The organism is Streptomyces nojiriensis, from assembly GCF_017639205.1.
Taxonomy (GTDB): domain Bacteria; phylum Actinomycetota; class Actinomycetes; order Streptomycetales; family Streptomycetaceae; genus Streptomyces; species Streptomyces nojiriensis.
On record NZ_CP071139.1, the window covers coordinates 6,917,395 to 6,928,256 of the forward strand.

Here is a 10,862-nt window from a genome sequence, read left to right on the forward strand (position 1 = left end):
TCCGCACGCCACGCCCCCCGGGTCAACGGGATTTCGCGGCCCGGGAGTCACAGCCATTCCTCGGCCGCCGCGCGCTTGCCGCGGCCCGAGAACACCCCCGCCGACCGCATCGCGCTCGCCATCAGCGGGTCGGCGACGGCCACGCCGTGCACCAGCTCCGGCGTGCGCCGGAAGCGGACGGCCTCCGCCGTCGGGCGGGGCGCGGTCCAGCCGCCCGCCACCGGGTCCACGCCGTGCCGGGAGCAGGCCGCCTCCACCAGCGAGCGCGTGCACTCCTTCTCGCCCCGCAGGACCTCCCAGGGCCGGGGCAGATCCGCCCACACGTAGGTGTCGGGGTGCAGCCCGCCGCCGCCCCTGCGGTGCCAGGCGGCCACGTCGGCCGCCATCAGCCGCGGGACCTTGCCCGGGCAGACGCGGTTCAGGACCTCCTCCTGGCCCAGCTCGGTCATCAGGGCGAACCAGTGCGCGCGGGCGGTCCCCCAGGCCTGCGCGGCCTGGTTCCACGTCGAGGAGTCGTCGCCACGCCGCACCACCATGCTCGTCGCCTCGAAGCCGGAGCGGTTCCACGCGTCCTCCAGCAGCTCGGCCACCTCGCGCAGGAAGCGGTTCCACCGCACCAGCAGCCGGATCAGCTCCTGGTCGGACAGGTGCCCGAGCACCTCCCGGGTCGGGTGGACGTGCGCCACGGCGTACCAGTCGGTCCGTTCGGGCGCCGCGCGCAGGCGCCGCAGGAGAGCGTCGGCGATCTCGTCGTACGGGCGGCGCTGCGCGCCGTTGGTGAAGACGCTGCGCATGTGGGCGCGGGCGGTGAGGTACGCGATGAACGCGGCGGTGTCGGGGTCCGCGCCGAACACCTCGTACGGCAGCGCGTGCGCGAGCGCGCCCTTGCCGGTCATCGTGACCTCGCGGCGGCGCTGTTCGTGGAGGAGCCGGGCCAGCTTGGCCTCCATCCGCCGCAACAGCCGGAACCGCTTGTTGTACTGACGCCCGGACAGCTCGCCGATGCCGGCTTCGTCCCGCTCCGTCCGGTTCAGCCGGTCCAGGCCGAAGTCGTTCTCCCCGTACCGGCGGTGGATCTCCTCGCCGGCCCGGCGGATGACCGCCTCGATCTCGGCGGGATCGTCCCCGGCTCCCTCGGGGAGTTCGGGAACGGACGCGAACAGCGCGCTGGCGCGGGCGAGCTGACGCTGCGCGCCGACGGGAGCGGCGAACTCCTCCAGCATCGAGGTGTATCCGTGCCAGATCCTGCGCAGGGAGTGCCGGGAGGCCTTCTCCAGAGCCTCGGCGGTGGCGGGATCGGGAACGATCCGACGGGCGGCGAACAAATCCTGGATCAGCTGGGCGATGTCCTCGGGGCGTCTGCGGAGCCTCAGCGAGGCGTGCAACTCGCGGACCACCTGCTCGGCATGGTGCGACGGCATGGGCCTCACCCTGCCACCGGACACCCGCGACCTCCACCGGTTAACCGGCGGCCGGAACCCGAGGGGGCCGCCTTGGTGTCGAGTACGTCGCGGTTCGATTCCGATCCGATCTCTGGCCTGCGATGATTTACCGCAACTAGCACGCTTCGGCCTCTGAAGACACCTATCCGAATCTCCGCCATGTCTGGTTATGATCGGCCTCCCGCCGTCCCCCGCTCGCGAGGACCGATGTCTCCCATAGAACCCGAAGGCATACGACGGCAGTCGACGACCCGTCGGCGACGCACCGTGCGTCTGCGCACCCTCCTGATCTGGCTGGCGGTGGTCCCCACCCTCGCGATGGGCACCCAGGTGACGGTGACCGCGGAGCGGTTGCTGGCCCAGTCGGACAAGCTGCGGTCCGACGTGGCGGCCGCCGAACAGGTCGGCGCCCCGCTCTACACGCTCATGGTCGACATGCAGGCCGAACGGACGGCGACCGCCGCCCGGTGGGCGGGCAACGACGGGTCCGAGGGCGAACTGCGCGCCCGCCGCGATGCCACGGACCTGGCCGCGGCCGAGTTCCGCCGCCTGGCGGTCGATCCCTCGCGGTCCTTCGCGGAGGTGACCCGGCAACTGGAGAAACTGCCCGTCCACCGGCAGCGCGCGGACACCCGCAGCGGCTCCGCCGACAGCACGCTGGCCTACTACTCCGAGGTGATCGGCAAGGTCATCCAGGTGTACCAGCAGGAGTTCAGCCACGCCGAGGACGCCGAACTCGCCCAGGCCAGCCGTCCCGTGGTGTCGATGCTCCAGGCCACCGAGATGGTGGCGCGCGAGGACACCGTCCTGGCCCTGGCGGGCCCGTCGGGGGAACTGACCTTCGCCGGCTACGACCAGTTCGTCAGTGCCCTGGGTGCCCAGCGGTACCTGCACGAGGCGCTGATCGTGCCGCACCTGACGGCCCGGGACCAGCGGTTCTACGAGCGGGTCGTCGGCTCCTCGGACTGGCAGACCAAGACGCGCATCGAGAGCGCGGTCCTCTCCGGGCACAAGGACATCCCCTCGGGCATCAAGCTGCCCGCCGACATCAACGGCTGGTCCTCCGCGCACTCCAACTTCTCGGTGCAGATGACCACGCTCAACATCGACCTGGCGCGCTCGGTGCTCGCCCGCGGCGAGGCCAAGGCCGACGAGCTGCAGACCGAGGTCGCCTGGCTGATCGGGGGCAGCGCCGGCGGGCTGCTGGCCGTCGTGATCGTGGTCGTCCTCACCACCCGGTCGGTGCTCCGCCGCCTGAAGAACCTGCACGAACGCACGGTGACCGTCGCCGAGGAGACCCTCCCCGACGTCGTCGCCCGGCTCCGGCGCGGGCAGACCGTGGACCCCGACGCCCTGCCGGCCGTGAGCGGGGACCAGGACGAGGTCGGACGCATCAGCGACGCCTTCGCCCGGGCCGTCGCGGTGTCCGTCGACGGACACCGCGAGCTCGCTGCCGAGCGCCACGGATTCGGCCTGTTCGCCTCCGGCATCGCCTCGCGCACCGGAAACCTGGTCAGCCGCCAGCTGAGCCTCACCGAGGACCTCCAGGACACCTTCGGCCACGACGAGGCGCTGCTCGCCGAGCTGATGCGCGCCGACCAGCTGACGGTCGGCATGCGGCGGCAGATCGAGAACCTCCTCATCCTGGCGGGCGGCGAGGTCCCCGACCCGCACACCGAGCCCATGCGCGTCGCAGACCTGCTGCGCGAAGCGGCAGCGGAGGTCGAGGACTTCCGGCGCATCGAGCGGCAGGCCCTGGACGAGACCAGCGTGGAACCCGGCGCCGTCAGCCAGATCAGCCACCTGCTCGCGGAGCTGCTGGACAACGCCACCCGGTTCTCCCCGCCCAAGTCCAAGGTGGTCATCCGCGCCGAACTGGTGACGGACGGGCTGTCGGTCGAGATCGAGGACCGCGGGCCGCGGGTGAGCCCGGAGCGCTACGAGGAGATGAACGGGCGCCTGCACGAGGCCCCGCCGTACTCCGTGCTGGCGCAGAACGCGCACCGGCTCGGCCTCTTCGTGGTCGGGCACCTCGCCGACCAGCTCCGCGCGACGGTGACCCTGCGCCGCTCGGTGTACGGGGGCACCTCGGCGGTGGTGATCCTGCCCAGGCAGCTGCTGGTGACGACCGACCCGCAGGCCCCGCGCGAGATCGAGCCGCAGGCCCGGGTCCTGGAGCTGCTCCCGGCCCCGGCGCCGGCCCCGGCGCCGGCCCCGGCTCTGGCCTTGGCCGCCCCCGCGCCGAGCCGGCCCGCGGAACGAGGGCCCGAGCCCGCCGTCGCGCCCGACCCGGAGCCCGAGCCCGTCGTGCGCACGAGCGCCGGGCTGCCGAGCCGCCGTGCGAAGACACCCGCGGCCGTGCCCGCACCCGCACCCGCGGCCGTGCCCGCCCTCGTACCCGCGCCCGCGGTCCGCCCGGCCCTCCCCGAGCGCGTCCCGCAGACCCACATCGCCGAACAGCTGCGCGAGCCCCGCGCGCAGGAAACCGTCGTCCGGCCCGACACCGCGACACCCGAAGAGGTGGCCGATGCCTGGGCGGACTACGAACAGGGGACCCAGACAGTGGAAGAAGAGCTCCGACGGGATCAGCCATGACCACCTCATCGAACACCGCAGCATCCAACGACGCGATCTACAGCGTCCTCGACAACAACCTGAGCAGGATCGCCGGCGTCCAGGGGGCCGTGCTGCTCTCCAACGACGGCATCAAGCTCAGCGCCTACCTGCTGGACGAGCCCCAGGCCGAGCGCATGGCGGCCGCCGCCTCCGGCATCGCGTCCACGATGAAGGCGATATCCCGGGAGATCGACGGCGGTCGCGTCATCCGCCAACTCGTCGAGATGGACGACCGGTACCTCTGCATCGTCGGATGCGGCGAGGGCAGCACGCTCATCGTGGTGACCTCCCGCAAGGCACGGCTCGGGGAGCTGGGCGGCGAGGCCGTACGGACCGCCCAGGCGCTCGGCGAGTGGCTGGGCACGCCCGAGCGCGGCCAGCCGACCGCGTAATGCCGCAGGACGAGCCACAGCCACAGGCGCAGCCCCCGGGCCGCCGCCGGACGCGGCTGTACGCCCTGACCGACGGGCGTACGGCCGCCGCGCACACCGTCCTCACCATGGACACCACCATCACGGCGGCGGCCGACGGCGAGGTGGACGGGACCCTGCCCACCGAGTGGCAGGAGATCCTCACCATGTGCGCGCCGCCGGGCGGGCGGGCGGTCGCCGAGATCGCGGCGCGGATGCACATCCGCCTCACCCCGATGACGCTGCTCCTCGGCGAACTCGCCGAGCGCGGGCTGATCCACCACCGGCCGCCCCTGGCGGTCGCCGAGACCACCGATGTCCACCTGCTCATGAGAATCAGGGACAGCCTTGCCCGGATATGACACGACCGCCCCGCAGGAACCGGCCCCGGTCAAGATCCTCGTCGCCGGTGGGTTCGGGGTCGGGAAGACGACCCTGGTGGAGACGATCTCCGAGATCGAGCCGCTGCGCACCGAGGAGCGGCTGACGTCCGCCGGCATCGGCGTCGACGATCTCGGCGGCATCGAGTCCAAGACGGTGACCACCGTGGCGATGGACTTCGGCCGGCTCACCCTCACCGACGCCGGAGTGGTCCTCTACCTGTTCGGTACGCCCGGCCAGGAACGCTTCTGGTTCATGTGGGACGACCTGCTGAACGGGGCGCTCGGAGCGATCGTGCTCGTCGACACCCGGCGCCTGGACCGCAGCTTCCCGGCCGTGGACTTCTTCGAGAGCCGCGGACTGCCCTTCGTGGTCGGCGCGAACTGCTTCCACGGCGAACAGCCCTACACCGCCGAGGAGATCGGAGCGGCGCTGCACCTGCGCGATCCGAACACGCCCGTCCTCATGCTCGACGCCCGCTCCCGTACGGACGTCCGCGGCTCCCTGCTCGCGCTGCTCGACCTGCTCATCGCCGGTGCGCAGGCCCCGGCGGGCGTCAGCGGCTGAGCCCCGGCCGGGCTCCGACCACCGAGGCCAGGTGGTCCGCCAGGGTGCGGTGCGGGGCCCAGCCCTGGGCCCGGGCCCGGGTGAGGTCCAGGACCACCGGGTGCGCCAGCTGGTCCACCGCGTAGCGGCTGAGGGCCGGTTCGGCCCCGGCCACCGCCGCCACCGCCTCCGCGACCCGGGCCGCCGCGGCGGCCACCGGCAGCGGGAGGTGCCGGATCCGGGCCCGGACGCCGTGGGCCCGCAGGACCGCGGCGACCGCCGCGTCGCGGCCGTACGGTTCCCCGTCGGCGATGTTGTACGCGCCCGGCGCCCAGGACGCCGCCGCCAGGCAGGCCCGCGTCAGGTTCTCCACCGCGGTGAGGCTGAGCCGGACGTCCGGGCCGGGCAGCAGCAGGGTGCCGGCCCGGACCCGGGAGAGCAGCCGGGGCAGCAGCGTGGTGTCGCCCGGCCCGTAGACGGCCCGGGGCCGCAGCACCACCGCCCCGGCGGCCAGTGCCAGGTCCTCGCCCGCCGCCTTCGTCCGGCCGTAGGCGTTCAACTGCCCGGCGCGCGGGTGCTCCTCGCCGACCAGGCCGCGGTCGTGCCGCGGATCGTAGACGCTGGCGCTGCTCACCCACACCACCGGCCGCCCGCCCGCCGCTTCGAGCAGCCGCTCGGTGCCGTCCACGTTGACCGCGCGCATCAGCGCAGCGGCCCGTGAGCCGGGGGCCGGATCGCCGACGGCCGCCGCGCAGTGCACCACGAGGTCCACGCCCGCCAGGTCCGGCGGCTCCGCGGCGGCGTCCCAGAAGCGGTGCGTGCCCACCGGGCCCGGTCTGCGGCCCAGGCACACCACCTCGGCCCCGGCCGCCGCGGCGGCGCGCGCGACGTGCCCGCCGCAGAAGCCGCTCGCGCCCGTGACCGCGATCACGACCCGGCCCCGGCGACCCCGGCCGTGCGGGCCCCGGCCCGTACGGTCAGTACGCGCCAGCCGGGCAGTGCCGCCCCCCGGTCCACCCGGGCCCGCGTCACCACCGGCCGGTACGGGGCCAGCGCGCCCAGTACGTCGGCCAGTTGGGCCCGGGCCAGCCGGGCGCCGGGACACGCGTGCGGTCCAGCGCCGAACACCAGCCGGTCCACGGCCGGGCCGGCGGGCCGCAGCGCGTCCGGGTCGTGCCGGTGCGCCCCGGCCGCGTGCCGGGCGACCAGCAGCAGCCGGTCGCCGCCGCGCACCGGGCAGCCGCCGACGGCACCGTCCGCCGCGGCCACCCGGGGCAGCAGCGGCGAGGCCGCGGTGACCCGCAGCAGCTCGTCGGCGAGCACCGGCCGCAGGGCCTCGTCCGCCGCCTGCTCCCACAGCCCCGCGTCGGCGCACCAGGCCACCGCCCGGGGCAGCGCGGCGACGGTGGTGTTCACGGCGGCCACCGCCACCATCGCCGGCAGGGCCGCACCGGCGGGCCCCAGGAGCAGGCGGAGCCGGTCGGCGGCGCGGGCCGCGGCGGCCTCGGCGCGCGGGCGGCGCGGCCCCGGCAGGTGGCTGCGTACGGAGGCGGCCGCCGCCTCGGCCGCGGCCCCGGCGACCGCCCGCGGGTCGGCGCCGGACCCCAGCAGGGCGCACACCACCGACCCGGAGAGCTCCCGCGCGAGGTCGACGAGGTCCACCTCGCCGCCCCGGTCCAGCGGCGCGAGACGGCGTACGAGCAACGGCCGCCAGAGCGACCGGAGATCCTCGACCCCCGCACCGCCCAGAGCACGCGCGAGGCCCCGCCGGTCCGCCCGGTGCCCGCCGCCCTCCTGGTCGAAGAGCACACCCCCGGCTCCGCCCCCGCCGTCACGCAGCGCCGAGCGCGCGGCCGCGCCCGTCGTACCGGCCGCCGTCCGGTCGAGCGGCAGCCGGGTCAGCGCCTGGCGGTAGGCCTCCGGGCCGTGCACCAGCAGGGTCCGGCCGAGCCGGCGCACCGGACGTCCGCGGGTGGCGGCGAGCAGCCCGAACAGCAGGGGATGGCTGCGCAGATAGACCAGGCGGTCCCGGCGGCGGGCACGGGCGTGGGAAGTGGTGCTCATCGGGGGGCGTACCTCCGTGGGATCGGCGGACCGGGCAGGGGCGGCCGGGGCGGGCTCCGGGCGCGCGGCCCCGGATCCGGCCGCGGCGCGGGTCACCGGCCCGGCGGCGCGGGCCCTCATCGCGCGCGTCCCAGCCGGCGCGCCGCCAGCGCGGCCGTCGCCGCCCGGTCCGGTTTGCGCGAGCGCCCCGACAGCGGGATCCGCGCGAGCAGCAGGGCGTCTGGCCGGGCCGCGCCCATCCGCCGGACCGGCTCCGACAGGGCCGCGCGCAGGGCCCGTTCGTCCGCGCCGCGCCGCGGCTGCACGACCGCGACGAGCCGTTCGTCGCCGTCGCCCGCCGGGATCCCGACGAGCACGGCCAGCTCCACCCCCGGCACGTGCAGGGCGGGCTCGTACAGTCCCGGATAGATGTTCTCGGCCCGGCGCAGGACCATGTCCTTGCTCCGGCCTTCGAGGACGATGCGGCCCGCGCCGTCCAGCCGCGCCCGGTCGCCCGTACGCACCCACGGGTCGGGCTCCTCCCCGAGGTAGCGGTGGCGGGCCGCGGGGCCCGCCAGCAGCAGCTGCCCGTTCCCGTCCGGCTCGGCGAGCACGCCCGGCAGCGGCGCCCCGACCAGGTCCCCGCTCTCCCCGGCCGCCGCGAACGCGGACTTCTCCCGCGCCTCGACCGCGGCGGCCGGGAACAGCTCGGTCAGCGCGTACACCCCCCAGGCCTCGGCCGCGCCCGCCGCGCGTACGCGTTCCAGCAGCCCGGCGCCGGCCGGCGCCGAGCCCGTCCACACCCGGCCGTGGAAGCGGGCGCCCGCGCCCAGCGCGTCCCGCAGCCGGGGCGGGGTCAGATAGGTGTCCTCGGGCCGCAGCCGGTCCAGCTGGCGGGCCAGCACCCGGGAGTTGCCCGCCGGGAGGGCGACGGCGGCGCCGCGCGCCAGCGAGGGGACGAGGACGAAGAAGGTGCCGCCGAGCACCGGCCGGTCCCCGCGCGCGTCGAAGAGGGCGGAGACCGTGGCCATGCCGGCGGCCAGGCTCGCCCGGGTGTGGACGACGGCCCGCGGCAGGGAGGTGGTCCCGGAGGTGAACACGATCACCGCGTCGGCGTCCCCGTCCGGGCCGTCGCCGGGCGCGGGCACGCCCCGGCGGGGCGCGCCCAGTTCCAGTGCGGGCGCGCAGCCCGGCAGCCGGGGCCCGACCGTGGCCACCGGCCCCAGCTCGGCCAGGTCCGGCAGCGCGAGCCGGGCCCGGCGGGCCAGCGGCCGGGCCCAGCCCGCCACCGCCTGCGCGGCCGCGTCGGCCAGCACCAGCGAAGGCCGGGCCAGCGCGAGGCGGGCGCGCAGCACGTCGGGCCCGGCGCCCGGGTCCAGTACGGCCCCGCGCAGCCCGAGCCGCCACAGCGCGAGCAGGACGGCCAGGGCGCGCGGCCCGGGGCGTACGGCGACGCCGACGGTGTCCCCGGCGCGCAGTCCGCGCGCGTGCAGGGCCGCGGCGAAGGCGTCGGCCAGCTCGGCGAGTTCGCCGCGGGTGGCCCGTACCCGGGGCGCGCCGGAACGGGTGGCGGTGAGCACGGCGGGCCGCTCGGGGCGGTTGCGCAGCGCGTGGTCGAGGTGGTCCAGCATCAGCGGGGGTCGTCCGTTCCGTGCGTGCCGCTGCCCTGGTCGAGGTACCAGCGGGCGGTGCCGGCGATGCCGTAGGCCCGCAGGCGCCGTGTCGAGTTCTCCACGACCATCTCCCGGCAGTGCGTGATCCGGTCGGTGTGGCGGCGTACGGCGTTGAGGAAGAGCCGGTCGGTCGGCGAGGGGCGCCGGGGCATCCCGCCGACGCTCAGGTACAGCTCGGCGGTGATCGCCATGTTGTTCCCGGCGTGCATGCGGTACGGCGCCCGGTAGCCGCGCCGCCGGGCGTGCTCGGGCCGCAGCCGACCGAAGAGCGCGGCGAGGGCCACCAGCGCGCCGAACCCGGCCCGGCCCAGCGGGCCGTGCTCGTCCCGGCGGGCCACGATCCGCCCGCACACCAGCCCGGGGCTGAGGAGCAGCGCGCTGCGGGCGGCGCCGGTCCAGCCGGGCCGGGGCAGGCAGTCGGCGTCCGTCCGGGCGAGCAGGGCCGCGCCGCGGCCGATCGCGTACCGGAAGCCGGTGTCCACCGCCGAGCCGACCCCCTTCTCCGGCTCCTCGATCACCTCCACCGGGAAGGGCGCTCCGGCCGCGAAGGCGCGGGCGACGGCGCCCGTCCCGTCCGTCGAGGCGTTGTCGACGACCAGCAGGGTGAAGTCCCGGTCCCGCTGCGCGGCGAGCGCCCGCAGCGTGTCGGCCAGCCGGGCCTCCTCCTCGTGCGCGGGCACGACCACCCACATCGGCGGGGCCGCGGCCGTCACGACTTCTCCCAGACCATCGTCATGATGCTGATACCGCCGCCGAGACCCACGAACAACACCCTTTCCCCCGTGGTCAGTTCGTCGAACACCCGGTCCAGCTGGAGCCCGAGGCTCGCGCTGGCCACATTGCCGAGCTCGGGCACCGTCACCACCAGCTTCCCGGCGGGCACCCCGGTCAGTTCCGCGAACCGTTCCAGGTACGGCACCGTCACCTGGTGCACCAGCACCTTGGCGAAGCCGTCCCAGTCCATGCCCGTGCGGTGCAGCGTCCGGTCGATGACGGCGGTGCCCACCTTCTCGAAGACGCCGCGCAGTTCGTGCCCGTCGCCGCGGAAGTACGTGTACGCGTCCCCCCGCGGGTGCCGTGACCCGCCGCCCGGGATGCCCCCGACCTCCCAGTGCTCCGAATGGGTCTCGGTGTCCACGTCGACGATGCCGCCGCGCTCCACGGCCTCCACGACCACGGCCGCCCCCGCGTCGCCGAAGGTGTACCCGGCGAAGCCGTCGCGCAGTTCGACGAGATCGGCCGGGTCCTTGCGCACCGCCCGGCTCGGCGTCTCGCCGGTGACGACCAGGGCCCGCCGCGCCCGCCCGGCGAGGATCATGGAGCGGGCGAGGTCGATGCCGTTGACGAAGCTGTTGCAGGCGTTGGTGACGTCCAGGGCGTGGGCCCGCGAGCCCAGTTCGGCCTGCACGATGTGCGCGGTGGCCGGCTCGACCAGGTCGCGGGAGGCGGACGCGAACAGCAGCAGGTCGACGTCGAGCGGACCGAGTCCGGCGGCGGCCAGGGCCCGGCGGGCGGCGCCCACCGCGAGGGTGGAGGCGTACACGCCCTCGCCCGCGACACGGCGGGAGACGATCCCGGTGGCCTGGGTCAGCAGCCTCGGCGGCAGCGTCAGCCCACTGCGGTGCGCCACCTCCCGCTGAAGGGCGTCGGAGGACAGCACCTCGTCGGGCAGCAGGCTGCCGACGGCGGTTATCCCGGCGCGCATCCCGGCGCGCGGCAGCGGATCGGATGGCTGAATGAACATGCCCACA

The 10,862-nt window shown here is 75.6% G+C and carries 10 protein-coding genes; 4 read left to right on the forward strand and 6 right to left on the reverse strand.

The window, feature by feature from the left end; genetic code table 11:
- Nucleotides 1-47: 47 nt before the first annotated feature.
- A complete protein-coding gene (locus JYK04_RS32095; protein ID WP_189739398.1) occupies nucleotides 48-1,421 on the reverse strand; it encodes a hypothetical protein in 1,374 nt (457 codons plus the stop codon).
- A gap of 288 nt (nucleotides 1,422-1,709) precedes the next feature.
- On the opposite strand from JYK04_RS32095, the gene JYK04_RS32100 reads away from it, so the two are divergent.
- Genes JYK04_RS32100 through JYK04_RS32115 form a run of 4 tightly spaced genes read left to right on the forward strand, consistent with a single transcriptional unit; the run spans nucleotide 1,710 to nucleotide 5,416 of the window.
- Complete coding sequence (locus tag JYK04_RS32100) at nucleotides 1,710-4,037, forward strand: sensor histidine kinase (protein ID WP_229875581.1); 2,328 nt, start codon at nucleotides 1,710-1,712, stop codon at nucleotides 4,035-4,037.
- Nucleotides 4,034-4,450, forward strand: a complete 417-nt coding sequence (locus tag JYK04_RS32105) for a roadblock/LC7 domain-containing protein (RefSeq protein WP_189739404.1) — start codon at nucleotides 4,034-4,036, stop codon at nucleotides 4,448-4,450. The genes JYK04_RS32100 and JYK04_RS32105 overlap by 4 nt, the downstream gene beginning before the upstream one ends.
- Complete coding sequence (locus JYK04_RS32110; RefSeq protein ID WP_189739406.1) at nucleotides 4,450-4,830, forward strand: DUF742 domain-containing protein; 381 nt, start codon at nucleotides 4,450-4,452, stop codon at nucleotides 4,828-4,830. The genes JYK04_RS32105 and JYK04_RS32110 overlap by 1 nt, the downstream gene beginning before the upstream one ends.
- Nucleotides 4,817-5,416 carry a GTP-binding protein gene (locus tag JYK04_RS32115; RefSeq protein WP_189739409.1) on the forward strand — a complete coding sequence of 200 codons (600 nt, stop codon included), beginning with the start codon at nucleotides 4,817-4,819 and terminating at the stop codon, nucleotides 5,414-5,416. The genes JYK04_RS32110 and JYK04_RS32115 overlap by 14 nt, the downstream gene beginning before the upstream one ends.
- On the opposite strand, the gene JYK04_RS32120 is transcribed toward JYK04_RS32115, so the two are convergent.
- The 5 genes from JYK04_RS32120 to JYK04_RS32140 all read right to left on the reverse strand — a co-directional run bounded on the left by JYK04_RS32120 (nucleotide 5,406) and on the right by JYK04_RS32140 (nucleotide 10,855).
- Nucleotides 5,406-6,326, reverse strand: a complete 921-nt coding sequence (locus tag JYK04_RS32120) for an NAD-dependent epimerase/dehydratase family protein (RefSeq protein WP_202185923.1) — start codon at nucleotides 6,324-6,326, stop codon at nucleotides 5,406-5,408. The two genes, JYK04_RS32115 and JYK04_RS32120, sit on opposite strands and share 11 nt — an antisense overlap.
- Nucleotides 6,323-7,459 (reverse strand): cytochrome P450, encoded by a 1,137-nt coding sequence (locus tag JYK04_RS32125; RefSeq protein ID WP_189739412.1) that lies wholly within the window; start codon nucleotides 7,457-7,459, stop codon nucleotides 6,323-6,325. The genes JYK04_RS32120 and JYK04_RS32125 overlap by 4 nt, the downstream gene beginning before the upstream one ends.
- 116 nt (nucleotides 7,460-7,575) lie before the next feature.
- Complete coding sequence (locus tag JYK04_RS32130) at nucleotides 7,576-9,069, reverse strand: AMP-binding protein (RefSeq protein ID WP_189739415.1); 1,494 nt, start codon at nucleotides 9,067-9,069, stop codon at nucleotides 7,576-7,578.
- Nucleotides 9,069-9,824, reverse strand: coding sequence for a glycosyltransferase family 2 protein (locus tag JYK04_RS32135; protein ID WP_229875583.1), 756 nt, complete (start codon nucleotides 9,822-9,824; stop codon nucleotides 9,069-9,071). The genes JYK04_RS32130 and JYK04_RS32135 overlap by 1 nt, the downstream gene beginning before the upstream one ends.
- On the reverse strand, nucleotides 9,821-10,855 hold the full coding sequence (locus tag JYK04_RS32140) for a 3-oxoacyl-ACP synthase III family protein (protein ID WP_202185924.1): 1,035 nt from the start codon (nucleotides 10,853-10,855) through the stop codon (nucleotides 9,821-9,823). The genes JYK04_RS32135 and JYK04_RS32140 overlap by 4 nt, the downstream gene beginning before the upstream one ends.
- Between the last annotated feature and the right edge of the window lie 7 nt (nucleotides 10,856-10,862).

Coding starts and splice junctions, on each gene's coding strand:
- JYK04_RS32095 (WP_189739398.1), bottom strand. CDS start 1,421: ATGCCGTCGCACCATGCCGAGCAGGTGGTCCGCGAGTTGCACGCCTCG.
- JYK04_RS32105 (WP_189739404.1), top strand. CDS start 4,034: ATGACCACCTCATCGAACACCGCAGCATCCAACGACGCGATCTACAGC.
- JYK04_RS32110 (WP_189739406.1), top strand. CDS start 4,450: ATGCCGCAGGACGAGCCACAGCCACAGGCGCAGCCCCCGGGCCGCCGC.
- JYK04_RS32125 (WP_189739412.1), bottom strand. CDS start 7,459: ATGAGCACCACTTCCCACGCCCGTGCCCGCCGCCGGGACCGCCTGGTC.
- JYK04_RS32130 (WP_189739415.1), bottom strand. CDS start 9,069: ATGCTGGACCACCTCGACCACGCGCTGCGCAACCGCCCCGAGCGGCCC.
- JYK04_RS32140 (WP_202185924.1), bottom strand. CDS start 10,855: ATGTTCATTCAGCCATCCGATCCGCTGCCGCGCGCCGGGATGCGCGCC.